Origin of the sequence: Desulfosporosinus hippei DSM 8344 (assembly GCF_900100785.1) — a bacterium.
In the GTDB taxonomy this organism is placed as follows: domain Bacteria; phylum Bacillota; class Desulfitobacteriia; order Desulfitobacteriales; family Desulfitobacteriaceae; genus Desulfosporosinus; species Desulfosporosinus hippei.
In genome coordinates, this window is sequence record NZ_FNCP01000029.1 from 25,374 (window position 1) to 49,383 (window position 24,010).

The window sequence follows — 24,010 nt, forward strand, 5'->3', positions numbered from 1 at the left end:
ATTGGATTATTATTGATAGTAGGTTGGAGGAAAAAAAGATGAGTATAGAAAATCAAAGCCAAGAGAAGCTTAAATACCGTTTAGAAGGATTGAGTTGTGCCAACTGTGCCCTGAAAATCGAAAAAGCATTCAGTTCGGAGGAAACGATTGGAGAAACCAGCCTTAACTTTGCAACCCAAACTGTTTATTTGCCTCCTGCTGCTTTGGAACTAGCCCAACGTATCATTGATCGGATTGAGCCAGGGGTAATCTTAAGACCAATTAATCAACTAAGTAAAAGCCTGGAACAAGAAGAGAATTCCTCAGATATAAAATGGAAAAAAATAAGAATGTTAGGGGCAGGGATGTTGCTTGCAATAGGCCTAATATTGCCTCTGCTGAATATTAATTTGCCCTTGGCTCTGGAATACACGGTATTTTTAACCGCTTATTTTCTCGTTGGTTATGAGGTGCTTTATACTGCCCTGAGAAATATAACTAAAGGGGCTTTGTTTGACGAGAATTTTCTAATGGCCTTAGGTACCATTGGAGCTATAGCCATCAAGCAACTTCCCGAAGCGGTTGGGGTAATGTTATTTTATACAGTTGGAGAATATATCCAGGACTTAGCGGTTAATCGTTCACGACGCTCTATTCAAGCTTTAATGGATATCAGGCCAGACTATGCGAACTTGGTTCATCAATTAGATGTTCAGAAAGTTGCCCCTGAAGATGTTCAGGTAGGACAATTAATCTTAGTACGGCCCGGTGAAAAAGTTCCCTTAGATGGAGAAGTGGTAAACGGTTCTTCCTTTGTAGATACTTCTGCCTTGACTGGAGAATCAGTCCCGAGAAATATGGAAAAAGGGGATACCATTTTGGCTGGGATGGTCAATTCCAGCGGTGTGCTCACTGTTCGGGTTACTCGGCCTTTTGCAGAGTCTTCAATTCAAAAAATCCTCGATCTTGTGGAAAACGCCAGTTCGCGAAAAGCACCCACAGAAAAGTTTATCACTACTTTTTCTCGCTACTATACCCCGGCGGTAGTGTTCATCGCCTTAGGAATTGCGATAATTCCACCGCTTATCGGAATGGGAACTTACAGTGAATGGGTTTATCGTGCCCTGACAATCCTAGTAATTTCCTGCCCCTGCGCCTTAGTGATTTCAGTTCCCTTGGGGTATTTTGGCGGAATTGGCGGAGCATCTCGGCAGGGAATTTTAGTCAAAGGAGCCAACTATCTTGAAGCCCTGACTAAAGTTAAGACCGTTGTTTTTGATAAAACCGGAACCTTAACTCAAGGGGTATTTGATGTAGTAGAAATAAACCCGGCAAAGGGTTTTGAATCGAAATTTCTTATGGAGATAACAGCCGCTGCGGAAGCCCATTCCAGTCACCCGATAGCTAAGTCGATTCGTGAGAGTTACGGATCCGCCATTGACCAGGGGGACATTGAGGACTACGAAGAAGTCAGTGGTAAGGGGATTCGAGCTAGAATTAAAGGGTACGAAGTTCTGGTTGGCAAGGCAGTACTCTTAAAAGATTCAGGAATTCTTATTCCTGACGAGGAGCATGGGCTTAAGGGAACTTTAGTATATGTAGCAGTTTCGGGCAAGTATGCGGGGCAGATTTTGATTTCAGATCGCCTAAAAGTCGGTGCTAAAGAAACCATTAGGGCTTTAGAAAACTCGGGGATTAAAACAGTGATGTTAACAGGAGATCATCAAACTGTAGCCGAAAGTGTGGCCAAAGACTTAGGGGTAGGGGAATTCCATGCTGATTTATTGCCTCAGGACAAGGTTGCTTGGGTAGAAAAACTGATGAGTGGGAATAGCCAAGGGAAGGTTGTCTTTGTTGGGGATGGGATTAATGATGCTCCCGTCCTGATGCGAGCGGATGTAGGGATAGCTATGGGGGGGCTGGGATCAGATGCAGCTATTGAAGCCGCTGATGTAGTACTGATGGAAGATCAGCCGGCTAAACTTTTAACAGCTATTGGGATTGCAGCTTTTACTAAGAAAATCATCTGGCAGAATATCTTCTTTGCCTTAGGAATAAAACTGGGCTTTGTCTTCTTGGGGGCAATTGGCATTGCCACCATGTGGGAAGCGGTATTCGCTGATGTAGGTGTAGCCCTTTTAGCAGTTTTAAATGCGACTCGCGTAAGTAGGCACACAAGTTTAGAGATCTAAATCATCCCTAAACCTTAACGTGGTCGCTGTAGCACAACGACAATAAAAGAAGCTATTAAATATTTGTGGCCGGTATTTTAGTAATAGGGGATATGTTTATGTTGAATCTAAAAAATAGTCTTTCACTTTTCTTATTTCTGGTGTTTCTGTTCTCGTATTTGTCTAAACTATTACTTCTAAAGAAAAGGTATAGAATTGACGCCAATGTCCTCAGTAAAGGCAGGAAGGAATCTCCTATAAGAGTGGTGGAAGCATTTGTTAAATTCACGACATTTCTTTGGGGTGTTGTTTGGTTGATGCTTTCCTTATTCGAACCGCTAATTTCCCAGTGGAGTGTTCCTTTCGTTAGTAATAGTTATCTCAGCGGTTTAGGCCTTCTCATCAATACGGTGGGGTTAGGAATATTTATTGTAGCCATGATTGCCATGAAAACCTCCTGGCGGGTAGGTATTGATAAAAGTGTCAAAACCTCCCTGGTTACTGACGGGATCTATCAATTTTCCAGAAATCCTGCTTTTGTTGGCTTTGACTTAATGTTTATGGGGCTTTTCCTTACTTACCCTAGTCTTCTAACCTTAGTACTAGCCTTCACCAATATCTTGGCCATCCATTTATTAATCCTGCAAGAAGAAGTCCATCTCAAGGCAACTTTTCAGGAGGACTATCTAAAGTATTTCAGAAATACAGGGCGCTATTTCATCCTATAGTGCCGGTAGTTAATCTGATGACAGTAAATTTGGCGTGCCAGGGTCTTCCAGGGCAGCTGTGCCGCAGGAATGACCGTTTGCAAGGGGATTGCAAACGGTCATAGGGCTAAATATAATTTCAATCAAGATTATTAGCCATCTAACTAAGCTATTTAAGAATTTTCTCTTGAAGGATAGTTGTTTCTCGTCTATGATAAGAGTAGGGTCAGCTATTAATAATGAGTACACCAGCTGACATAGATAATAGAATGCTCAGGTTGAATCAGGGGGCTATCATGTTACATTTTTCATCGTTAGGAAAAACGGCCTTACTGATTGCAATGGCCGAAGGATCTGAGACTGACGACTACGTTTCTCGGGCTCGATTAAAGGGCTTTGAGGTTGTGACGGGTAAGGTCGGTTCCATGGATGTCCAAAAAATTATTGCAGCAGTGGAAACGGCAGCCAAACGGGCGGGACTCACTGATGAGAGTTATCGTTCCCAGCATGCTCTTTATCACGCCATTCTTGATGCCTTGCAGGGTTTGGGGCGAGGGCCCCTTCAACTGGGGAATATTTTGCGCACAGTGGGACTTCGCTTTGCAGTCGTCAAAGGGCCGCGAACTCTGGAAGATTCAGATGATCTTTGGATTGCTGTCAGCATGTATGGAATGATAGGTGCACCAATTAAAGGACATGAGCATGAGGTTTGTGGTTTAGGAATCAACCATCTCTAAAGATTTGAATTAATAAAGTGTATGTATTTTCGAAAGTTGCAATAAAATAGGGTATGCTCAGAGTTATTAGATGTTAGAGGGCTAAGCTATAGACGAAAGTTTATGGCTTAATCCTCTTTTTTGTACAATCCAGAAAGTATAAAACTTTGTTATTATACTATCTAAGCATAAGGGCAACTAAGGCCGCAGCGCCTGCGGCTGCAAGATGGTTAATTCGTGCGAAGACAGTGTCTTCAGCGCCAGCCAAGTTTTCTTTACTCTAAAAGGAGGACAAAAACATGAGCGTAGTATTAGCAGAAAAGTCTAAAGTTACTTTGGATGGAGAAAACCTGACCTTAGAGCAAGTGGTTGCCGTGGCACGCTATGGTGCTAAAGTAGAATTACACCCCTCAGCTAAGGAAAAAGTCGTAAAATCCAGAGAATACGTGGATCAATTAATTGCAGGTAATAAAACCGTCTATGGCATTACTACCGGTTTCGGCAAGTTTAGTGATGTTTTTATTTCCAAAGAGGATGCCAAGACATTGCAACGTAACCTTATTATGAGTCATGCAACAGGTGTTGGAGAACCTCTAGCCTCGGAAGTAGTAAGAGGAATTTTACTCCTGCGGGCCAATGCTTTAGCCAAAGGATTTTCGGGGATTCGTCTCTCCACTCTTCAGACCTTAATTAATGTGCTAAATGCAGGAATCGTTCCTGTCGTCCCTGAGAAAGGATCCCTTGGGGCAAGTGGGGATTTGGCACCGTTGTCCCATATGGTTTTGGTTTTGCTCGGTGAGGGAGAAGCCTTTTATAAAGATCGTCGGATGAGTGGGCGGGATGCCTTGGCTCAAGCGGGTATAGAACCTGTGGTTTTGGAAGGCAAAGAAGGTTTAGCCCTGATTAACGGCACTCAGGTAATGACAGCCATAGCGGCTTTAGCGGTCTGGGATGCTGAGATCTTATGTGAATCGGCAAATATTACCTCAGCTTTGACTCTGGAAGCCTTAGAAGGGATTTTGGCTGCCTTTGATCCCAAAATCCATGCCGTCCGTCCTCATCCTGGGCAAATTGAGACAGCGAAAAAAATACGCCAGCTTACGGAAGGTAGTACATTCCTTGCGGATGAACATCATCCCCGAGTGCAAGATGCATATGCTCTGCGCTGCATTTCCCAAGTCCATGGTCCCTCGGGGGATGCGGTTGCCTACGTTAAAAAGGTTGTAGAAACAGAAATTAACTCCGCGACGGATAACCCTTTAATTTTCCCTGATCAAGATTCCGTGCTGTCCGGGGGGAATTTCCACGGTCAGCCCATAGCCTTAGCCATGGATTTTCTGGGAATTGCCATGGCAGAGTTGGCTAATATTTCGGAACGGCGGTTAGAGCGTTTAGTTAATCCAAACCTAAGCGGGTTGCCGGCATTTCTGACCCCTAATGGAGGGTTGAATTCAGGCTTTATGATTGTGCAGTATTCTGCAGCGTCTTTGGTTTCAGAGAATAAGGTCTTAGCTCATCCTGCAAGTGTAGACTCCATCCCTTCCTCAGCTAATCAAGAAGACCATGTGAGTATGGGGACAATTGCCGCCCGCAAGGCCCGAAGTATCATTGAAAACACAGGCCATGTCCTGGGAATGGAGCTATTAGCAGCCTGTCAAGGCCTGGATCTGAGATCCGGCAAAGAAAACTTAACTCTTGGCAAGGGAAGTGAGAGTGCTTATCGGCTGGTGCGTTCCAAGGTAGCCACCCTCAAAGAAGATCGGGTTATGTATATGGATATTAATCTGGCCAAAGAACTGGTGATATCCGGTAAACTTGCTAATGCTGTTAAATTTGAATTGGATCGTAAGGGAATTCCATTAGCTTAAAATAGCTTCCGAGAAAATATCAGGCACCTACTTCAATTGCTGAAGTGGGTGTCTGATTGCTTGTTATCTGTGAGCCATCATTTGAATTGAACCCAGTCAGTTCAAATGATGGCTCAGGATAGCAGAGGACAGTTTAGGAATACTAAGGGATAATTGTTAAGCAGTAAGAATGAACTTGACATAAGGGGTAGGGGGGTATACTATATTGATTAGAGGTGATTTACATGGATTTTGATGACAAGCAGACCCAGACCTGTTCAGTTTGCGGTGGTGATTCACAAGGAGAAGGAGAGCGGAAGAGTCATCATGATGATAAGACAATAAAAGAACTTGTAACGCGAATGAACCGCATCGAAGGGCAAATTCGTGGTATTAAAGGGATGATAGAACGTCAGGTTTATTGTGATGATATCTTAAATCAAATTTCCTCAGCTCAATCCGCTCTTGATGGAGCCTCTCGTTTGCTTCTGGAAAAGCATATGAAATCATGTGTCAAAGAAAGACTGCAAGGGAATGATGATCAAGTTGTTGATGAAGTCCTAAAGACGATCTTTCGCATGATGCGTTAGAAGTGGACTATGTTTGGGGGGATATATGATGGAACAAGCAAACCGCGAACGTAAAGAAATTAAGATATATGGCATGAGCTGTCAGCATTGTGTCAACCATGTCACCAAGATTCTGGAAAAATTCCCAAGTGTGGAACAGGTTCAGGTCTCTTTAGCTGATTCCAAGGCCACTTTTACCTGGGAGCCCAGTCAGGTCAACCTAGAGGATGTTCGAAAGGAGATTGAGGAAGGTGGTTATTCCTTAGAACCCCTTGCAGTTGAACCGACAGACCCAGAGGATTTAGAGCAAGTAAAGCCAGACAACTCTGTGAGGGATGATGAACAGAAGGAGTCTGAGGAGACTAAGGGTGAGTCATCCATTATAGAGCCAAAGCTGCAGTTTAGAATAACGGGGATGACTTGTGCAAATTGTGCTTTAACCATTGAAAAGGGTCTGCGTTCTTTGCCGGGAGTAAAATCAGCAGCTGTCAATTTTGCCTCGGAAAAGCTCACTCTAGAAATGGATCCTAAGGTGTTTAAAGACGATGATCTTCTAGCAAAGATCAAAGATCTGGGGTATAGTGCTCAAAGTGCAGATGAAGGAAAACAACAATTTAAAGTAAGTGGAATGACCTGTGCCAACTGCGCCTTGGCAATCGAAAAAAAACTCAAGGGTATCGGTGGTGTCCACAGTGTGGCTGTCAACTTGGCAAGTGAAACAGTGACGGTAGAGTTCGATTCCAGTGTAGTAACTATGCAAGAAATTTTTGCCCAGGTACAGGATGCCGGATATACACCTATTGAGAATGTGGATGAGAATCAAGATGATCGCACTGCCCTCAAACAGCGGAATTGGCTAATCTTTAGTGCCATCCTCTCCTTGCCCATCATGCCGCTGATGTTTCTGCCTATGTCCAGACCAATCATGTATACCATGCTCATCTTGGCGACAATAGTTCAGTTTACTGCCGGTTGGACGTTTTATCGGGGGGCATACCATGCCTTAAAGAATCGCTCAGCTAATATGGATGTCTTGGTGGCGCTTGGAATTACAGCGGCCTACGGATATAGTTTGATGACCACCATTCATATGTTTATCCCGGCTGTTTTTTTCGAAGGCCCCAACTTTTTTGATACTTCGGCCTTGTTGATTACCTTTGTTCGCTTTGGAAAATATCTTGAAGCGAAAGCTAAGGGGAGGGCTGGGCAGGCTCTGAAGAAACTTCTGGAGCTCCAGGCAGATAAAGCCCATTTGTGGGTGGATGGCCTGGTTAAAGATGTGTCGGCTTCGGATTTAAAAATCGGAGATATCACTTTAGTGAAATCCGGAGAAAGAATACCCCTAGATGGTGAAATAATTGAGGGCCAAGCAAGTATTGATGAGTCAATGCTGACCGGGGAATCTATTCCCATTGACAAAAGTGTTGGAGACCAGGTGATTGGGGCGACAATTAACCGTTCGGGAAGTATTAAGGTTAGAACAACTAAAACAGGTAAGGACACGGTTCTTTCCGGAATTATTAGAATGGTCGAAGATGCCCAGGGGGTTAAGCCACCGATTCAGAGGCTTGCTGATATTATTTCCAACTACTTTGTTCCGGCTGTGGTTGGCTTATCACTCCTTACCTTTATTATCTGGTATATAGTTTTCCAGAGTACCTTTGTCTTTGCCTTTACCGCTGCCATAGCTGTCTTAGTTATTGCCTGCCCCTGCGCTTTAGGTTTGGCAACTCCTACGGCCATTATGGTTGGGAGCGGAGTAGGACTAAACCGAGGTATCTTGTTCAAAACAGCGGCAGTTCTCGAAGGAATCGCCAAACTGCAGGTTATTGGTTTTGATAAAACAGGAACCTTAACTAAAGGTACTCCGGAAGTGACAGATATTGTGCCTTATGGCGCTTTCACAGTGCAAGATATCCTGGGAATCGCAGCTGCCGGTGAAAATCCTTCCATTCATCCCTTGGCTCAGGCGGTTGTGGCCAAGAGTAAGCTGGAGGAATTGGAGATTGAAAATGTCGAGGACTATCGGGAAGAGGCTGGCTATGGAGTAACTTGTTCTTATCAAGGAAAAACCTTATTGATTGGCAATATTAAATTGATGAATTTACAAGCTGTGGATATTGGTGAATCAGAGGGAGACTTTAAGCGTCTGGCGGAAGCCGGCCGAACCACAAGCTTTATTGCCCTTGATGGCAAAGTTATAGGTCTTATAGCTTTAGCCGATGTCATTAAAGAAAGCACTATTGAAGCTATTAAGCGTTTGCACAACTTAGGTTTAAAGACCTTTATGATTACCGGGGACAATAAAAAAGTGGCTAATGTGGTTGGTGAACAGGTGGGGATCGATGAAGTTATTGCTGAAATTTTGCCCCAAGATAAGATTAGTCTTATTAAGAAATATCAGGATCAGGGTTATAAAGTGGCCATGGTGGGGGATGGGATTAATGACGCTCCAGCCCTTGCCCAAGCCGATATCGGGATTGCCATTGGCTCAGGAACTGATGTTGCCAAGGAAACCGGGGATGTAGTCTTAGTCCGCAATGACCTGCTGGATGTGGAGAGAGCAATTCGTTTAGGTCGAAAAACTCTGGGTAAGATAAAGCAAAACCTTTTCTGGGCTTTAATCTACAATGTCATCGGTATTCCCATTGCCGCAGGTGTCCTTTATCCGATTACCGGTGAGCTTCTGCCTCCTGAATGGGCTGGACTGGCAATGGCCTTTTCCTCGGTTTCAGTAGTGACAAGTTCTATTCTTTTGAGACGATTTGATCGTCAACTGGAGGGCTAGATAGAAAGACATGTTTAAGTTTCCCTTTTGGCTTGTGAGTTGCCGAACGAGACATTTGCGGGCCTTAAAAGGAGATTTCCCATAATTCTGTCCGAGTCAGATTTCATCTGAGCTCTGACTTTGATCTCTGACTTCTGAATAAGCGAGGTGATAAGGATGAGTCAAACTATTCTGAGGGTTGAAGGGATGACCTGCAACCACTGTAAAATGAGAGCAGAAAAAGCTTTACAGGCAGTGAGTGGTGTAGAAAGCGTAAAAGTTGATCTTGCAGCTAAGGAAGCGGTTGTAACTGGTGAGGCTAAGCGCGAGAATCTGGTTAAAGCAATCGTAGATGCTGGGTATACTGTCGTTGAATAAGGTGAAAGGGGCCGCTTTGCGGCCCCTTAGGCATTTTTTCTGCAGGATAGCCATTCATGCCGCTGTTAAGGCGGCACCATCAGATGATGAAAAATGCCTAACACGCATAAGATTTCCGCAAACCTAACCTGAGCACCCCTAAAGTTCTGCATACACTTTCCAACAAACTAACTGAAGGAGCGCTTGTCTGCTCGCTTTACAAAATCCAAAAAAAACGAAGAATAGCTAATTCCTTAACTTCGGAAATTATTATCTCGGATGAATACCTTATCTTTGGATAAACTATTTACTGAGGTGATGAAACAATGCCAAGAAATGATGGCAACAAGTATAAGAATGAGGAATTAAAGAAGATCGAATTAACTCTCCGCAACATTCATAAGAATGAAGAGTTTCTATTAGAGAATGCTGAAGAATTAAGTGCTCATCAAATTAAAGATGTGAAAGAGCACTTGGCTTCAAAGAAAAAATTCCTTGAGGAAACAGATGGAACGATTAAATAGGAGCTTTAAAGCTCCTTTTATATTTAGATTTAATTGTTAAGCTATTAGTTTGGTATGTGAAAGTTAGTATGTTAAAGATTTAGAAAGAATTTTTTAGCCTGATGAAGCCAATACTAGGCATTAAATAAATAGTAAGAAGGATATCTTTCGATATCCTTCTTAAGTACTAACATCATTATTTGAAGTTAGATTTTGCTTCCGCCTTTAAGATGTTCTTCAGCAAATTGAATCATCCGTTTGGTCATCATACCGCCTACAGAACCGTTTTCGCGGCTGGTACGGTCACCGCCTAATTGAAGGCCCATTTCATTTGCCACTTCATATTTGAACTGATCCAATTGTTGTGAAGCGCCCATAGCTGCTGGTTGATTACTGTTTCTTTCTCCTGCCATGATAGGTACCCTCCTTTAAAAATTTGTGTTTGTGTACTGGAACATTCTTATTATGTGTTTAATCGATTTTCTTACTCAGGTAATTATTGCTACAATATAAAAGGCTTTCCTTTTTATTCAGGAGCCGGATTGTTATTGATTTTATCGATTGTAAGGTTTAGAATTAAATTACTTAGAGTTATGGGAGGCTTTCAGATGTTTTTGAAGATGAAAGAACCGGTAAACACTTGGACACATTTTGTCTTGTTTATGGCTGCAATCGTGGGACTGGTGTTTCTTATTATCCTAAGTAAAAATAATATCTCAAAGCTCATTACAATGACGATATATGGAGTTAGTATGATCTTGCTTTATGGTGCCAGTTCACTTTACCATTGGGTAAGAACAACTCCCCAGAAAGAACTTCTCCTTAAAAAGGTGGATCATATTGCTATTTATTTATTAATTGCCGGTTCCTATACTCCCGTATTTTATTATGGATTAGAAGGGGCATGGCGTTGGGCGATGCTAAGTGTGGTTTGGGCTCTGGCGTTCATAGGGATGTTATTAAAAATTTGGTTTATTCATGCGCCCCGTTATGTATCTTCAGCTTTTTATGTGTCACTGGGCTGGATAGCTTTAGTTCCTTTCCTGCAGCTTGTTAAGAATTTGCCTGTGGGTGCAATTATTCTCATGGCGTTAGGTGGTGTCACCTATACCGTTGGGGCCATTATATATGCAACTAAGATTTTTGATTTCTTTCCGAAAAGATTTGGTTTCCATGAGATATTTCATATATTCATTGGGGCGGGAAGTATTGTGCATTACATAATGATTTTGATCTATATTATGCCTATGGCAGAGTAGCTTAGGTTTAAACATTAAAAGGGTTGTCTCATAATGAATGAAAACATTCATTATGAGACAACCCTTTTAATAATGTCAACTATCCTCAGTGCAAAAAGCCGCGGCTTCTTCGGCACTGTAATCCCCATATACCAGCTTCATTAAGCCTGGGTAATAAGTATCAAATCCTAATACCCCGTTCCAGACAATATTTAGTATTTGATCCTGAGAGGGTTTGGCGTCTGCAAGATCTAGGTATGTACGGTACCTTATCTCACCGTTATCCATGTCCATTTCAAAGTTGCCATTGACTAACTCGTAATTAACCCGACTCATGAAATCACACACTTCAAGTCGCTTAGAAGGAGGGATTTTTTGATTAATATGGGTATTGCAAAGCAGTGATTCTTGATCTTCGTCTACAAAAAGAAAAGAGTTAAAATCTGTATTTATGCCTCGAATCTCCAGCCGAATGATTTCGTTTTTATTGTCAAAATCAAACTCCCAACCGTTTTGACTCAGAATCTCATAGAGCACCTTGAATAAGGACATGTTATCCCTCCTAAACCGGACTGATTTTCAAATAAGTTCAACGCGATAAAGGTAAAATCCTTCCAATTATGGAATAAAAATAAATTAGTTAATAGGTAGAGAGGTTTTTATTGGATAGATCCCGAATTGAATGAAAGTATAAATTATCTCCGAGGAGGAGTTTCTTTGCACTCACTGAAACATCAAATTCTTATACTTCTGCTGGGGTCGCTAATTGTCCTCTCGACGAGCTTGATTTTTGGATTAGGTTGGCATTTGAAGCATCGGGCAGTGGATGCGGCTATTGTCAAAGCTAAAACTGATTTAACAACATGCATGGAAATTATCGATTTGAAGACCCCAGGTTCTTGGCAAGTAAAAGAGGGACTTCTGTACAAAGGAGACACTCAAATATCCCATCAAACAGAACTTGTCGATTATTTAGCAGAACTAACCGGCGACACCGTGACTTTATTTCTCGGCGATACTCGAGTCGCTACAACTGTGCGCAGTACCAATGGGGAGAGAGCGATAGGGACGAAAGTCTCGGATGCAGTGGCCCAGACTGTCTTGAAAAATGGGCAGATCTACCTGGGTGAAGCGAATGTTGTTGGTCAGCTTTATCAGACAGCTTATGAACCTATTCGTGATAGCAATGAAGATATTATTGGGATCTTTTATGTAGGTATTTCAAAAAGCTATACTCAGGCTTTTATTGTTAATTCGCTAATTCTGTTAGCAGAGTTTGGCTTAGGAATTACTTTCATTGTTGCCTTAGCGACTTGGTTCTTTATTCAAAGAGTAATTATTAATCCACTCCGTGACATAACCCTGGCCACACGTGATGTGGCTACCGGACACGCTGCCGAGAAAGTTGATATCACCGGTCCCAAAGAGATTGGAGATCTGGCAGTTGCCTTTAACCAAATGGTTGAAAGACTAGGGGATATCGCAGATGAAATGAGTAAAGCCACCATGTCTAGAGACTTACAAGTTGATAAAGCTTCTTCTGCGCTAAATAAGGCTGAAGAGCCAGAATTAAATATGACTGAAGATCCAAAGAATAGCTGGAAATTTGATCAACAAAGTTTACCTAAAGGACTAAATCAACTTACTTTAATGCAAATCCTTTCATTTATGTGCGAGACAAGGGAACTGGTATCGGCTGAAAACGTCGCCGAAGGGGTAAACCTAACAAGAGTAACTGTTCGAAGATACTTAGAGTTTCTAGAACAACATGGAGCTTTGACAACAGAGTTAAAATACGGAACAGTGGGAAGACCTGTAAAATTATTTCAACCGGTACCTAATCTAAGTGTTACTGATATTGATTAATGGGTTACCTATAACAACTCAGAATAGTAAGGAGCCAATGTACTTTATATTTACAGAATATTTTCTTTATTTACTTAATTATTTTGATGATGACTAAAGCGACAAAGGGTTGTAAGCTTATAATGTGTTGATTCAGAAAATTCTTTCTAATTACTCAATTAAGTCCTCGTCCAATTTGTGTCATTCATACCTTACTTGTTAGATGTAAAACTGATACCAACACATAGGCATGTTATGAACATTTAAAGAGGGAGGAAAAAAGATGGATGTTTCGCGTCGGAATTTCTTAAAACTTTCTGGGCTTTCCATCGCTGCTTTGGCGGCTGGTTTGGGGTTTGACCCCGCAGTAGCTGAGGCCAAGGGATATGTTTTGAAGCTGGAGGGGAGTAAAAAGATTCCTAGTATTTGTCACTTCTGCTCCGGTGGCTGTGGGATGCTCTTGTATGTCAAAGATGGTAAACTAATTCATCTTGAAGGTGATCCGGATCATCCCACCAATGAAGGGACGCTGTGCCCAAAGGCGGCAAGTTTACTTAGTGTTGCCAATTCGCCGGATCGTGTAATCAGGCCAAGACGGCGGGCTCCCGGAGCTAATCATTGGGAAGACATTTCCTGGGAAGAAGCCTTGGACATTGTGGCCAAGAAAACTAAAGAAGTCAGGGATGCCAGTTGGAAAGCTGCCGATGAGATTGTGAATGCCAAAACTGGACTACCGGAGAGCTTCTTAGTAAACCGTGCAGAAGGAATTGCCTTCTTAGGTTCTGCGGAAGTTGATAATGAAGAGTCTTATCTAATTTCGAAATTTAGTCGCTTAATCGGCACACCATATAATGAACATCAGGCCCGGATCTGACACGCTCCCACGGTGGCAAGTTTGTCACCCTCATTTGGTCGTGGTGCCATGACGAATTCCTGGTCAGATCTGAAAAATTCTGAGGTCTTTTTAATTGCCGGCAGTAACTGTGCCGAAAACCATCCTATTGCCATGAAGTGGATAAATCGGGCTAAAGAAAAGGGGGCGAAAATCATCGTCGTCGATCCCCGCTTTACCCGGACAGCTGCTAAAGCAGATATCTTCGCCCAAATCCGTCCGGGAACGGATATCGCCTATCTCGGCGCAATTATTAATTATATTCTTAATCAGAAATTGTACGATGAGAAGTATGTCTTAAATTACACCAACGCTCTTTTGAAGATCAGCAAAGATTACAAATTAGATGATGGTATCTTCTCCGGTTATAACGAGAAAACCAGAAAATATGCGACTACCAGCTGGGCCTATCAACTTGGGCCAGATAATAAGCCTCTGAAGGCAGAAAGTCTGGAGGATCCTGATTGCGTATTTGCCAAGCTTAAGGTTCACTATTCAAGATATACCTTTGCAACAGCGGAAAACATTTCCGGAATTCCTGCAGCCAAAATTAAGGAAATTGCTGAGGTCTTCTGTCAAGGAAAACCAGGAAGTATTCTCTATGCTCTGGGAATGACGCAACATACCACGGGTGTGCAAGGAATTCGAGCTTATGCTATTATCCAGCTGTTATTGGGCAACATCGGAAAAGCCGGCGGCGGCATCAATGCTTTACGGGGAGAGCCAAATGTTCAGGGCTCGACGGATATGGCCAATCTGGTCAGTAACTTGCCGGGTTATTTGCCCTACCCGATTAATACAGATAAGACCTTGCAGGATTATCTGGTGCGTAATGGGTCATTTTATGAGAAACATCTCGTTGCCCTGCTAAAAGCCTGGTATGGTGCCAACGCCACCAAAGAAAATGATTATGGATTTAACTATTTACCCAAGACCAACCCCTCAGTGAATGCAACCATGGTTAAAATTTTTGAGATGATGAATAAAGGGCAGTTTAAGCTTCTCTTTAACGTTGGCTCAAACTCTCTCGTTTCTATTCCGGATCGAAAACTAGTCCGGTCTGGCTTAGCTAAACTAGATATGCTCGTTGTATCAGACCTCTTCGAGATTGAGACGGCCCAGTTTTGGCGTGAACCGGGGGTGAACCCGGCGGATATTAAGACTGAAGTCATCATGTTCCCGGCAGCCTTTGTCTATGAGAAGGCAGGAAGTATGTCCAATTCTTCCCGCTGGATTCAGTGGAAAGAGGCGGCGATTAAGCCTTTGGGGGAATCAAAACCGGATCTCGATCTGCTGGATCATCTTTTCAAGAAAATCAGAAAGTTATATGAAGGCAGCACGGATGTCAAGGATGCCCCAATACTCAAGGCCCGTTGGGACTATGGGGAGGGAGAACCCAGCGCTTTGAAAGTGCTTCAAGAATTGAGTGGCTATGACGAGACCACAGGTAAGCTGCTGCCCACAATTGGGGATTATCTTAAAGCACCAATAGGCACTGCTTCTACAGGGTGTTGGATTTATGCCGGCGTGACAGGGAATGGAAATCTGGCCGCCCGTCGTAAAAATGATGACCCCACAGGATTAGGACTGTTCAGAGAGTGGAGTTTTGCTTGGCCGGGAAATGTTCGGATTCTCTATAATCGTGCTTCATGTGATGAAGCGGGTCGGCCGGTTGACGCTAAACGTCAGCTTATTTGGTGGGATAGCGCAGCTAAGGTCTGGGCAGGAAACGATGGAGCGGATGTTGTCGATAAAACCAAGGGCCCGGATACACCTGAAGGGAAGCAAAGTTTCCGCATGAATCCCGAGGGGGTAGGCCGGCTATTTGCTGCCACTTATATGAGCGGTTTACCCGTAGCCCCCCCTACAGACGGTTTGCCACCCATTGGGATTCGTCCCGGAGGTCTCTGCGTAGACGGACCGTTGCCGGAATACTACGAACCCACGGAAAGTCCTTCGACAAACATCTTACATCCCAAGGTTTCCATCAGCCCAGTGGCTCTGGTTGTCTCGACTCAGCTGGGTAAGTCGGAAGAGTATCCCCATGTGCTGACCACTTATGGAGTGGTGGAACATTTCTGTGCAGGAGGGATTACCCGCAATATTCCCTGGTTGAATGAAATCATGCCGGAACCCTTTGCTGAGATCAGTAAAAACCTAGGGGAAAAGATTGGAGTTAAAGAAGGGGATATGGTCGAAGTTGCTTCAGCTCGGGGCAAAATCACTGTGCGGGCCTTAGTAACGGATCGCCTACAAACCTACAAAGTCAACGGAAAAGACACTGAGACCATCGGAATGCCCTGGAGCTGGGGGTTTGCCTCCTTAAGTCCCGGTCCGAGTACTAATGATTTAACCATTGCTGCCCTGGATCCCGGGGCCGGTACTCCGGAGTATAAGGTTTGCCTAGTCAACATAAGGAGGGCATAGCCATGACGAAAAAAATGGTTTTTGTCGACACTTCTAAATGTACTGGGTGCAAAGCTTGCTCTGTGGCTTGTAAGGAATGGAACGAGCTTCCGGCGGAGAAAACCCAGCTGCTCACCAGTTATCAAACTCAAAAGAATTTTACTACGAATACCTGGACGTACATGACCTTTATTGAAAAGTATGAAAACCAAACAATGAATTGGTTAATGCGCAAGGCCCAATGCTTCCACTGCGCAGACCCTGCTTGTCTGAAGGCCTGTTCTTCCGCTGCGATTACTCAGACGGAATCCGGGTATGTGGTGATTAATCAGGATAAATGTATCGGCTGTGGTTATTGTGTGGAGAACTGTCCCTTTGGGGTACCGAAGGTCGACCCGATCAAGAAAAAATCCTCCAAATGTACGGGGTGTATTGATCGGGTTGAAAATAATTTGTTGCCGGCTTGTGTGCAGACCTGTCAACCGGGTGCCTTGGCTTTTGGAGAACGTGATGCAATCCTTGCCCAAGCAAAGAAGCGACTTGCCGAGGTTCAAAAGACCCATCCTAAGGCCCAGCTCTATGGGGAAAAGGAAATGGGGGGCCTGACCTATCTCTATTTGTTGCTGGACAGTCCTGAGGTTTACGGTCTCCCAGCTAACCCAACGGTTCCTCTGTCGCTAACCCTCTGGAAAGATGTGGTGCGTCCGGTAGGGAGTGTGGCAGTGGGTGGCGCGGCAGCGGCAGTAGTCCTCGGAGTTTTTGCTAACCTCTGGAGGGGAAATTATAAAGAAGGAGGGAAAGACTAATGGCTCCTAAAGCTGAAGCAGGAAATCAAGCACCCCCAAGAATTGTTGGAGACCAGGTTTTGCGATTTAGTAAAGGTGAACGCCTGAGTCATTGGGTTCATGCCGTTTCTTTCTTTGTTTTGCTTTTTACCGGACTGGGAGTTTACAGTTCTTTATTTCAGCCTGCCATGGCTATTGTCGGGGGAATTCATGTTGCTCAGGTGATTCACCGAATATCAGCTGTTTTCTTTGTGGTGGTAGTAGGATTGCTTTTCTTTGTCGGAAACCCAAGATTTCATTGGCGATGGTTAAAATTCACCTTTAACTTTACAAAATCAGATTTGAAGCATGTTAGTGCCTTCCCTAAGGAATTCTTCGGCGGGCATGGCAACTATCCGGCTCAAGACAAGTACAATGGGGGAGAAAAAATTAATTCCTTGATCACCATCTTTGGTACCATATTCGTGACTCTTAGTGGGGTTGTCATGTGGTGGGCACCACATTTTCCGCCCAGCTTAGTTCGGTGGGCTTATCCGGTGCATGATCTTTCAGTGTTTGTCATGACCGCCGCTGTCATCGGACATATATACTTAGGCCTCTTACATCCGGATTCCAGAGTCGCTATGTCTGGCATGCTCAATGGTTATGTATCCAAAAAGTTTGCTAAGGCACATCATGCTCAGTGGTATGAACGACTAAAAAATGAGCAGCAGAATCTCTGATAGATGAGGAGGAGAGATCCATTATGAACAACAACATTACTATGAAACCGTCAGGAGAAAGTACGATGGACAACGCCTTTCAGACCTATACCCTCCTTAAGCAAGAAGTCAAGCAATGGCAAGCCGAGCGAGGTTCTTTCTGGATCGAAAAGCTCAGCCCAGCTCAGGCACCTCCGTACTACCCGATTAATGAACTACCTGAGGAAGCAATTCTAGAATTATGTCAAAGGTTAAATCGAGCCAGTAATATTATGCTCACAGAGCCTGAGTTATTAGAAGCTTGGCACAGGTTCAAAACCTTTCAACTTGTCCCAAACACAGAGCTTTTAAGCCGTCTTCAGCTTGCCTTATCTGGTGTAGCACAGCTGTTCCGCGAGACGATAGTCATTACCAAAAATAATTTGGGGGATAACCAAGTCAATGATTATGTTGGACTGGCTGCCAATCAAAGTATGGGTTGTCCGATCTGTGGAGAGTTAACCGCCGTATCAGTTCTTTCTTCACCGATTGGTAAACGATTCTTACATTGTTCGACCTGCGGACATGAATGGTTAGCAAAGCGCGTTGGTTGCATTCGCTGTGGAATTCAGGAAGCTTCAAAATTGAACTATCTTAAGTCTGAGGAGTACCCTAGGCTGGAGGTGGTTATCTGCCAAGCTTGTGGGCAGTATTTTAAAGAATATGATTTACGCGTAAAGAATGTAGAGGATCTGGATTGGGAAAACATCAGAACTCTCCCTCTGGATTACGCGGCAGAAAAATGGTTGGCTGACCATGCTCAATTAATGGGTAAGGTCCAGTAAGTTAAAGAAAATTTCCGACTTAGTCTTGAGCAGGAAAACAAATTTACCTTTCAGCAGTAGTTGAACTGAGACTCAGCCCGGAATTGCCGGCCAAGTAAGACTTGACCGGCAATTATAAACGGTTACTCCTCTATCAGCCGGAAATTTTTTCTTAACTGTACGTCCAGCAATGACTGCTGTGACAGGCTGAATAAGGCCTGAGCCACATCGTAAAGGGCTGCTTCGGTGGCATCGGATCGCACATAGCTCAGGCTTTTTTGCCTGGTTACCGGGGTTCCGGTGGGAGTCGATCCGGTTTGATAAATTGCTATCAGTGCGGAATTCAAAGATTCGGATATAATGGGCATTTTTATCTTCCTTTCTGATCTTTTTGACAAACCGGCTGTCCCGGCATGTCCCTATATTCTATGAGGTTGTACCCCGGGGGGTTACAATCTCAGTCAGAACTCTTAAAGTCTCGGCTGTAGACATTGCCAAGCCTTCACCATACGAGACCCGTCTACGTATGCTGTATTAAAGCTATTAAAAAGGCGGGAATCAAAATGAACGAACTCAGCACAGAACGTAATCCGCTGGTAATCGCGGCTGAAATTAATAAGATCAAACAAGAGACTTGTAAAATCATGCTTACCAATGCCCTGGAGATCGGCAAGCGCCTGAAGGAGGCCAAAGACTTGCTCCCCCATGGAGAATGGGGAAAATGGCTGGTGGAATCAGTGAGCTATTCCCAGCGCACAGCCAACAGGCTGATGCAGCTCTTTGAAGAATATGGAGATAAACTATTTGCAGCCGCCAATGAGAGCGACAGGTCAAATTCGTCGGCGCAGACGAATTTGACCTACTACCAGGCCATCATCCTGCTGGGAATCCCGGAAGATGAGCGGGAGAAATTTATCCTGGAGCATGATGTTAAGAATATGACTACCCGGGATTTGGATCGGGCTCTCAAAAAACAGAACCCAACCCCTCCGGAGAAAGAGCAGGCTCAAGTCTCGCCCCTGTCCAATCATCCCGGGGATTTAAAAATAGAATATCAAACCGTCAAAAAAACTGAAAAGCCAACAAGCAGGCCAAAAACTGCAGCCTCCCCAAGCTTTACTACGAAGTATGAAGAAAGATGCACCGCTTGCTGCCAAACTATCGCCGATAAATTCCAGGAACTGTTGGAAGCCCTTGGCCAGCTGGCCAGACTTGATCCGGCGGTGAAGGAGAAATGCAGTAAAGATGCGAGTGGGCTGGCAGAATATATGGTGGAAAGGCTTAAAGAGTGGCCGCCAGTTCCCACGACGAATATGAAGACGGTTGAAACCTATGCCACCCATGAAAGGTGGTAAATTATCCTCACTTGAAAAGAGTTTCTTAGGAGGCGGGTTCTGTATTGGACGGACTTGAGTGTCTAGAATATAGGGCCGACTCCTTTTTGTGCTGCACATAACTTTAATGACTGGAATGACATTATGGAGTATACTAAATTAACTCAATTTTCCTTAAATGGGAAAGAAATAATCGTTGACTCATTTAGTTGTCCAAAAAAAACCATAGCAAATCGACAAAATGAGAAAACTGATTTTTGATTTTGTCCATGAAAGAGGTTTTTATGGATATGGAAAGAAAGCGGACCATCGTCTGGGAGGATCCACAAATAAACAAAAGGGATGCGGTGTCATCCCTTTCTGGACTGGATTATCTGAGGGCGATAAGGGACGGTAAAATCAGCCCGCCTCCGGTTGAGAACTGATCGGGTACCAGATCAAAGACGTCGACCATGGCTTTGCGGCATTTGAACTTCATCCTGGAGAGTACCACTATAATCCTTTTGCCACAGTTCATGGGGGAATTCTTTCCACGCTGCTGGATACCACAATGACTGCCGCGGTGCTTACAACCCTCCCACAGAACATAACCTGCTCGACAGTTGAGATTAAAGTGAATTTTATCAAACCGGTTAGTGTTGAAAGCAAACTAATACGCTGTGAGGCTAGGATCATCCATATAGGACGAAAACTAGCCACTGTAGAAGGCCGCATTAAGGGCGGAAATGATGATTTATATGCTCATGGGGTGAGCACCTGCCTGATTTTTAAAGTGGGATGAAATTTGTCTTCAAGATTGAAGAGGGGATAAACAATGAAATTCTTCACAAAAGAAAGTTATGAAAAACTTCAGGTAATGGCTAACCTTGTATATCCAGAAGACGAAAAAGATTATCAAATTATTAAAGAATACTGGCAAAGATTCTTAAGAAGAAATCCATTAATGCTGAAAATACTTACCCGAATCGATTAGAGGGAGTATCTATGATGAGACTATCAAACCATTCTTGAAATTATCTCATCCTAATTTGTTAAAAGAAATTAAAGAATGGCGCGAGTGTGTAAGGATTGGATCTGAATATGCTTTCAAAGAGTATCAGAAATATTATGAAACAATAAAGAAAGAATTACCCCGAAATGTTGTAAATATGCTTGAGAACTATAATTTTCACGATGCTAAAATTTCAGCATTAAGGTTAAATAATGATAGTTTAGATCTAGAACTTGAGTATATAGATAGTTATTCTTTAACATTTGTCGGGGTTAAGTTACATGAAAAGCCAGATGAAATTATTGGTGATTGTTGGATTAATAACGAAGTACATCTATCTGAAAAAGGTGCATTTGATTTTCGAGTATTGCTGCAGTCATCTAAAGGATTTCTAACTTTACACGAATTGAGAGTTGTGGCCGAGGATGTATTAATAAAGAAATGTTAAGCATCTATGTCCTTAGAGGTTTGAGGGGACGTTATGCTAAATCCCATTTTATGTATATAATTTTAGTGAATGGTTTATAGCTTGAAGGAAAAGCTAGTTTCGTGAAGAATTCCTTTATAAAGGATGTGATATCTATGTTTGATAAGAATGTGCTTGAAGCAAGGCTAAGAGAATATAAGCCTATACTTGAAGAGCGATATTCTGTTAAGAAGATAGGGGTGTTCGGTTCGTATGGGCGCAACGAGCAGAAAGAAGATAGTGATATTGATCTAATCGTTGAGTTCTCTGAACCAGTAGGGCTTAAGTTTATTGATCTGAAACTTTATTTAGAAGAAATCCTTAACAGAAAAGTAGATCTAGTTACTCCAAATGCACTTAAACCACAAATTAAGGAGCAGATCCTTAAAGAGGTATCGTACCAATGAACAAGAGAAATTATGTTATGTATTTAGAAGATATAATTGATTGTATGGGGAAGATTGAACAATATGTTGGGAAATTATCGTATCAAGAGTTTACGAAGAATAGCTTAGTTTTTGATGCGGTTATTCGTAATTTGGAGGTTATCGGGGAGGCTTCAAAGAGTATTCCGGAAGAGATAGCTGGCTACTATCCAGATGTATCTTGGAAGAGCATGATAGGATTGAGGAACATTTTAATACACGAGTATTTTGGAGTCGATTCAGAGATAGTATGGGAGATAATTAAGACTGATTTGCCTACAACAAAGCCAATGATAATCAAGATGTTAAATGAGCTAAAATAGGAAACGGGGACTTCACATAACTTCTAGAGGGTTTGCGACATTGGGGAGAATATGCATGTATTTGCCCGACGTCGCAAACCCTCGGGACGTTCTACGACATATCGCGCAAAGGACGAGCCATCCTTGGCGCGGACGAAAAGAATTTAAAGTATTTCTTTGTCTTTGAATATGGGAGATGGTTCATCGCTTACAGAGTGTTCCTAAAATCTGAGAGTAAATGCAAGTAATAACCAGACTTCGGGAAATTCACGGGAGGTGACGATGAAATCGTCCTTTCGGAGAAGGGAAGTGTTCAGTGGAAAAAGTTCTACTAGAATTAATGGTCTTAACTTTTGTAATCCACCTTATAGATACCCTTTCTTACTCGGTTAGGCTGAACTCGGTAAAAAACGGACAATTTGCCTTGTCATTTTCTTTGTTCAACCTATTTGTACTTGTCTCACGTACTGCCAATACGTTTCAGGCCCCATTAATTGGCAGCATTATCGGTGTAAGTATTTTCCATGGTATTGACCCAATTAATGACATGCGTAAGGTGATATTAGCTTCAACAATAGGTTCATTATTTGGTATTCTTCTGATTCCAACATTTCTCAGAGTATTTGATGTTGCAGTAAAACGGCTGGAAACCACTGGATCCATTCCGTCTTTAGTGGTCGAAGCATTGCATGTAAGTAACATCAAGCGAATGATGAAAAGTGCAACCAGACCAACGAAAACGATGTTGCAGCGACTTAGGTATCGCGAAATTCCTAAGAGACTGCTTATCATCAATGCATTGGTTACAGGAATTTATACAGTAGGGGTTCTTGCTGCGAACTATTCTGCAATATTGGTTACTGAGCACCAGAGGATAGCAGCTGTTGGTTCATCGGGAATGATCAATGGACTAGCTACAATTTTATTAACCTTGTTCATTGACCCCAAATCCGCTATGATCACTGACCAGGCGTTAAGAGGAAACAGACCCTACGAGGATGTAAAGGCCCTAGTAGTTTTACTCATTGCAACCAAACTAATTGGCACGTTACTTGGACAGATAATGTTTTTGCCAGCTGCAAAAGTTATAGCTAGTTTTTACGGGAAATATTGACATTGCTGTAACTGATGCCATTTAATACGGAAATGAAGGAACTGTTTAAGCTCGCCAGGGGTAATCTGAGGGGCAGACTTGCAAGTGAACTTTTCGAGAACTCTCAATTGCGAGAGATAGTGCTGCTGAGTTTAAGGAGAATACCCTCGGAGTTCCATTTGAATTTCATCTATTGTAGATGAGTTGACAGAGGTCGGGCGTTGTGAGACATAAAAAATCATTCTTCCTGAATTTAGTAGAATTATCCAGAAATGATGATATCATAGATAGGTAGTTGGTGTTTAAGAAAAGCCACCGCGCAGCGGTTTAGTACACCCGAGGGTTTGCAACATCGGAGAGAATATGAAGGTAGTAACCCGACGTCGCAAACCCTCGGGACGTTAAATCAAATCGGATTTTCGGGGCTGATTTTGTGGAAATATTTGCAAAGGAGTTTTGAGCGTTTATAATGAATAGTGAAAGTCTAAGAAGAGGTGATCGGTAATGCCTATAGTTTCAGAATTTTACGGAATAAAGATATTGATGTATTGGAATGACCACATGCCTTCACATTTCCATGCCGAATATGGTGATCATAAGATACTTGTAGATATAGTCAATGGTTCTGTATTAAAGGGGATATTCCCATCAAAGCAGCTAAAACTGGTTCTTGCATGGTGTGAGATTCATAAAGATGAATTGATAAGAAATTGGGAAGCAGCAAAAGAACATCAAAACATTCAAAAGATTAATCCTCTTATATAATAAGGAGGTTTTATTATGTTCCTTAGAGTTGTACAGGTTGTACCAACTAACGATTTTAGAGTATATGTCTATTTTGAAGATGGGAAGATAAAACTATTTAATGCATCCAATTTAATAACCAAGGGAGTATTTCAGAAACTCCAAGATGTAAGCGTTTTTAAAGGCACATGTACAGTTTTGAACCATACATTAGCCTGGGATCTTGTGGGGAAGTTTGATCCAACTGAATGCCTAGATCTTGATCCGGAAGAACTTTATAATACATGTCCCGAAGTTATGGAACCTAATTTAGACGACTCGATACAAGTAAAAGGTTGACAAGGTTTTTGTCAGCCTTTCTTTTTAGCA

The 24,010-nt window shown here is 42.8% G+C and carries 27 protein-coding genes; 24 read left to right on the forward strand and 3 right to left on the reverse strand.

Features of this window, described 5'->3' with window-relative positions; all coding sequences use genetic code 11:
* Window positions 1-38: 38 nt before the first annotated feature.
* The 8 genes from BLS16_RS19300 to BLS16_RS19335 all read left to right on the forward strand — a co-directional run bounded on the left by BLS16_RS19300 (window position 39) and on the right by BLS16_RS19335 (window position 9,637).
* Window positions 39-2,171 (forward strand): heavy metal translocating P-type ATPase, encoded by a 2,133-nt coding sequence (locus tag BLS16_RS19300; protein WP_092335293.1) that lies wholly within the window; start codon window positions 39-41, stop codon window positions 2,169-2,171.
* 98 nt (window positions 2,172-2,269) lie between these two features.
* On the forward strand, window positions 2,270-2,878 hold the full coding sequence (locus tag BLS16_RS19305) for a methyltransferase family protein (protein ID WP_092335294.1): 609 nt from the start codon (window positions 2,270-2,272) through the stop codon (window positions 2,876-2,878).
* A 275-nt stretch (window positions 2,879-3,153) separates the two neighbouring features.
* The gene (gene hutP, locus BLS16_RS19310) at window positions 3,154-3,594 is read left to right on the forward strand and encodes a histidine utilization transcription antiterminator HutP (RefSeq protein ID WP_034597985.1); all 441 of its coding nucleotides are present in this window, start codon (window positions 3,154-3,156) and stop codon (window positions 3,592-3,594) included.
* A 278-nt stretch (window positions 3,595-3,872) separates the two neighbouring features.
* Window positions 3,873-5,441, forward strand: coding sequence for a histidine ammonia-lyase (gene hutH, locus BLS16_RS19315; protein WP_092335295.1), 1,569 nt, complete (start codon window positions 3,873-3,875; stop codon window positions 5,439-5,441).
* 224 nt (window positions 5,442-5,665) lie between these two features.
* Window positions 5,666-6,010 (forward strand): metal-sensitive transcriptional regulator, encoded by a 345-nt coding sequence (locus tag BLS16_RS19320; protein ID WP_092335296.1) that lies wholly within the window; start codon window positions 5,666-5,668, stop codon window positions 6,008-6,010.
* A gap of 25 nt (window positions 6,011-6,035) precedes the next feature.
* Window positions 6,036-8,777, forward strand: coding sequence for a heavy metal translocating P-type ATPase (locus BLS16_RS19325; protein ID WP_092335297.1), 2,742 nt, complete (start codon window positions 6,036-6,038; stop codon window positions 8,775-8,777).
* Window positions 8,778-8,933: 156 nt separating this feature from the next.
* Window positions 8,934-9,134 (forward strand): CopZ family metallochaperone, encoded by a 201-nt coding sequence (locus tag BLS16_RS19330; RefSeq protein WP_092335298.1) that lies wholly within the window; start codon window positions 8,934-8,936, stop codon window positions 9,132-9,134.
* Window positions 9,135-9,439: 305 nt separating this feature from the next.
* Entirely contained in the window at window positions 9,440-9,637 is a 198-nt protein-coding gene (locus BLS16_RS19335) for a hypothetical protein (protein WP_014902443.1), read from the forward strand.
* Between the two features lie 185 nt (window positions 9,638-9,822).
* Here BLS16_RS19335 and BLS16_RS19340 read toward each other — a convergent pair whose 3' ends face one another.
* The gene (locus tag BLS16_RS19340) at window positions 9,823-10,029 is read right to left on the reverse strand and encodes an alpha/beta-type small acid-soluble spore protein (RefSeq protein ID WP_092335299.1); all 207 of its coding nucleotides are present in this window, start codon (window positions 10,027-10,029) and stop codon (window positions 9,823-9,825) included.
* 195 nt (window positions 10,030-10,224) lie between these two features.
* Here BLS16_RS19340 and trhA point away from each other — a divergent pair, with 195 nt between their 5' ends.
* Window positions 10,225-10,875, forward strand: coding sequence for a PAQR family membrane homeostasis protein TrhA (gene trhA / locus BLS16_RS19345; protein ID WP_176786236.1), 651 nt, complete (start codon window positions 10,225-10,227; stop codon window positions 10,873-10,875).
* 75 nt (window positions 10,876-10,950) lie between these two features.
* Here trhA and BLS16_RS19350 read toward each other — a convergent pair whose 3' ends face one another.
* The gene (locus BLS16_RS19350; RefSeq protein ID WP_092335300.1) at window positions 10,951-11,406 is read right to left on the reverse strand and encodes a YbjN domain-containing protein; all 456 of its coding nucleotides are present in this window, start codon (window positions 11,404-11,406) and stop codon (window positions 10,951-10,953) included.
* Window positions 11,407-11,571: 165 nt separating this feature from the next.
* Between BLS16_RS19350 and BLS16_RS19355 the strand changes: the two genes are divergently transcribed.
* The 5 genes from BLS16_RS19355 to BLS16_RS19375 all read left to right on the forward strand — a co-directional run bounded on the left by BLS16_RS19355 (window position 11,572) and on the right by BLS16_RS19375 (window position 18,307).
* Window positions 11,572-12,720 (forward strand): cache domain-containing protein, encoded by a 1,149-nt coding sequence (locus BLS16_RS19355; RefSeq protein WP_092335301.1) that lies wholly within the window; start codon window positions 11,572-11,574, stop codon window positions 12,718-12,720.
* A 262-nt stretch (window positions 12,721-12,982) separates the two neighbouring features.
* Window positions 12,983-16,018 carry a formate dehydrogenase-N subunit alpha gene (gene fdnG / locus BLS16_RS19360; RefSeq protein WP_092335302.1) on the forward strand — a complete coding sequence of 1,012 codons (3,036 nt, stop codon included), beginning with the start codon at window positions 12,983-12,985 and terminating at the stop codon, window positions 16,016-16,018.
* A 2-nt stretch (window positions 16,019-16,020) separates the two neighbouring features.
* Window positions 16,021-16,803: a 4Fe-4S dicluster domain-containing protein gene (locus tag BLS16_RS19365; protein ID WP_092335303.1), complete on the forward strand. Its 783-nt coding sequence runs from the start codon at window positions 16,021-16,023 to the stop codon at window positions 16,801-16,803.
* Window positions 16,803-17,504 carry a formate dehydrogenase subunit gamma gene (locus BLS16_RS19370; protein WP_092335304.1) on the forward strand — a complete coding sequence of 234 codons (702 nt, stop codon included), beginning with the start codon at window positions 16,803-16,805 and terminating at the stop codon, window positions 17,502-17,504. The genes BLS16_RS19365 and BLS16_RS19370 overlap by 1 nt, the downstream gene beginning before the upstream one ends.
* 23 nt (window positions 17,505-17,527) lie before the next feature.
* Window positions 17,528-18,307, forward strand: coding sequence for a formate dehydrogenase accessory protein FdhE domain-containing protein (locus tag BLS16_RS19375; protein WP_092335305.1), 780 nt, complete (start codon window positions 17,528-17,530; stop codon window positions 18,305-18,307).
* Window positions 18,308-18,429: 122 nt separating this feature from the next.
* On the opposite strand, the gene BLS16_RS19380 is transcribed toward BLS16_RS19375, so the two are convergent.
* Entirely contained in the window at window positions 18,430-18,654 is a 225-nt protein-coding gene (locus BLS16_RS19380) for a DUF1659 domain-containing protein (RefSeq protein WP_092335306.1), read from the reverse strand.
* A gap of 195 nt (window positions 18,655-18,849) precedes the next feature.
* Between BLS16_RS19380 and BLS16_RS19385 the strand changes: the two genes are divergently transcribed.
* From BLS16_RS19385 to BLS16_RS19420, 10 genes are all read left to right on the forward strand, one after another.
* A complete protein-coding gene (locus BLS16_RS19385; RefSeq protein WP_092335307.1) occupies window positions 18,850-19,641 on the forward strand; it encodes a DUF3102 domain-containing protein in 792 nt (263 codons plus the stop codon).
* 263 nt (window positions 19,642-19,904) lie between these two features.
* Window positions 19,905-20,045: a hypothetical protein gene (locus BLS16_RS24430; protein WP_242876374.1), complete on the forward strand. Its 141-nt coding sequence runs from the start codon at window positions 19,905-19,907 to the stop codon at window positions 20,043-20,045.
* Window positions 20,046-20,056: 11 nt separating this feature from the next.
* Window positions 20,057-20,401 (forward strand): PaaI family thioesterase, encoded by a 345-nt coding sequence (locus BLS16_RS19390; RefSeq protein ID WP_242876379.1) that lies wholly within the window; start codon window positions 20,057-20,059, stop codon window positions 20,399-20,401.
* 33 nt (window positions 20,402-20,434) lie between these two features.
* Entirely contained in the window at window positions 20,435-20,593 is a 159-nt protein-coding gene (locus BLS16_RS23850; protein ID WP_176786238.1) for a hypothetical protein, read from the forward strand.
* A 34-nt stretch (window positions 20,594-20,627) separates the two neighbouring features.
* Window positions 20,628-21,059, forward strand: coding sequence for a DUF4085 family protein (locus BLS16_RS19395; protein WP_242876375.1), 432 nt, complete (start codon window positions 20,628-20,630; stop codon window positions 21,057-21,059).
* Between the two features lie 134 nt (window positions 21,060-21,193).
* Entirely contained in the window at window positions 21,194-21,484 is a 291-nt protein-coding gene (locus BLS16_RS19400; protein WP_092335309.1) for a nucleotidyltransferase family protein, read from the forward strand.
* Complete coding sequence (locus tag BLS16_RS19405; RefSeq protein ID WP_092335310.1) at window positions 21,481-21,825, forward strand: HepT-like ribonuclease domain-containing protein; 345 nt, start codon at window positions 21,481-21,483, stop codon at window positions 21,823-21,825. The genes BLS16_RS19400 and BLS16_RS19405 overlap by 4 nt, the downstream gene beginning before the upstream one ends.
* A gap of 295 nt (window positions 21,826-22,120) precedes the next feature.
* Complete coding sequence (locus BLS16_RS19410; RefSeq protein ID WP_092335311.1) at window positions 22,121-22,918, forward strand: lipid II flippase Amj family protein; 798 nt, start codon at window positions 22,121-22,123, stop codon at window positions 22,916-22,918.
* Between the two features lie 483 nt (window positions 22,919-23,401).
* Entirely contained in the window at window positions 23,402-23,662 is a 261-nt protein-coding gene (locus tag BLS16_RS19415; protein WP_092335312.1) for a DUF4160 domain-containing protein, read from the forward strand.
* A 15-nt stretch (window positions 23,663-23,677) separates the two neighbouring features.
* Window positions 23,678-23,980 carry a DUF2442 domain-containing protein gene (locus BLS16_RS19420; protein WP_092335313.1) on the forward strand — a complete coding sequence of 101 codons (303 nt, stop codon included), beginning with the start codon at window positions 23,678-23,680 and terminating at the stop codon, window positions 23,978-23,980.
* Window positions 23,981-24,010: the final 30 nt, after the last annotated feature.

Bases quoted from the DNA above. Each gene is read 5' to 3' on its own strand.
- BLS16_RS19305 (WP_092335294.1), top strand. From the start codon at position 2,270: ATGTTGAATCTAAAAAATAGTCTTTCACTTTTCTTATTTCTGGTGTTT.
- BLS16_RS19385 (WP_092335307.1), top strand. From the start codon at position 18,850: ATGAACGAACTCAGCACAGAACGTAATCCGCTGGTAATCGCGGCTGAA.
- BLS16_RS19365 (WP_092335303.1), top strand. From the start codon at position 16,021: ATGACGAAAAAAATGGTTTTTGTCGACACTTCTAAATGTACTGGGTGC.
- BLS16_RS19400 (WP_092335309.1), top strand. From the start codon at position 21,194: ATGTTTGATAAGAATGTGCTTGAAGCAAGGCTAAGAGAATATAAGCCT.
- hutP (WP_034597985.1), top strand. From the start codon at position 3,154: ATGTTACATTTTTCATCGTTAGGAAAAACGGCCTTACTGATTGCAATG.
- BLS16_RS24430 (WP_242876374.1), top strand. From the start codon at position 19,905: ATGGATATGGAAAGAAAGCGGACCATCGTCTGGGAGGATCCACAAATA.
- BLS16_RS19330 (WP_092335298.1), top strand. From the start codon at position 8,934: ATGAGTCAAACTATTCTGAGGGTTGAAGGGATGACCTGCAACCACTGT.
- BLS16_RS19370 (WP_092335304.1), top strand. From the start codon at position 16,803: ATGGCTCCTAAAGCTGAAGCAGGAAATCAAGCACCCCCAAGAATTGTT.
- BLS16_RS19300 (WP_092335293.1), top strand. From the start codon at position 39: ATGAGTATAGAAAATCAAAGCCAAGAGAAGCTTAAATACCGTTTAGAA.
- BLS16_RS19415 (WP_092335312.1), top strand. From the start codon at position 23,402: ATGCCTATAGTTTCAGAATTTTACGGAATAAAGATATTGATGTATTGG.
- BLS16_RS19405 (WP_092335310.1), top strand. From the start codon at position 21,481: ATGAACAAGAGAAATTATGTTATGTATTTAGAAGATATAATTGATTGT.
- BLS16_RS19320 (WP_092335296.1), top strand. From the start codon at position 5,666: ATGGATTTTGATGACAAGCAGACCCAGACCTGTTCAGTTTGCGGTGGT.
- BLS16_RS19350 (WP_092335300.1), bottom strand. From the start codon at position 11,406: ATGTCCTTATTCAAGGTGCTCTATGAGATTCTGAGTCAAAACGGTTGG.
- BLS16_RS19420 (WP_092335313.1), top strand. From the start codon at position 23,678: ATGTTCCTTAGAGTTGTACAGGTTGTACCAACTAACGATTTTAGAGTA.
- BLS16_RS19335 (WP_014902443.1), top strand. From the start codon at position 9,440: ATGCCAAGAAATGATGGCAACAAGTATAAGAATGAGGAATTAAAGAAG.
- BLS16_RS19325 (WP_092335297.1), top strand. From the start codon at position 6,036: ATGATGGAACAAGCAAACCGCGAACGTAAAGAAATTAAGATATATGGC.
- BLS16_RS19380 (WP_092335306.1), bottom strand. From the start codon at position 18,654: ATGCCCATTATATCCGAATCTTTGAATTCCGCACTGATAGCAATTTAT.
- hutH (WP_092335295.1), top strand. From the start codon at position 3,873: ATGAGCGTAGTATTAGCAGAAAAGTCTAAAGTTACTTTGGATGGAGAA.
- BLS16_RS19340 (WP_092335299.1), bottom strand. From the start codon at position 10,029: ATGGCAGGAGAAAGAAACAGTAATCAACCAGCAGCTATGGGCGCTTCA.
- BLS16_RS23850 (WP_176786238.1), top strand. From the start codon at position 20,435: ATGAAATTCTTCACAAAAGAAAGTTATGAAAAACTTCAGGTAATGGCT.
- BLS16_RS19375 (WP_092335305.1), top strand. From the start codon at position 17,528: ATGAACAACAACATTACTATGAAACCGTCAGGAGAAAGTACGATGGAC.
- trhA (WP_176786236.1), top strand. From the start codon at position 10,225: ATGTTTTTGAAGATGAAAGAACCGGTAAACACTTGGACACATTTTGTC.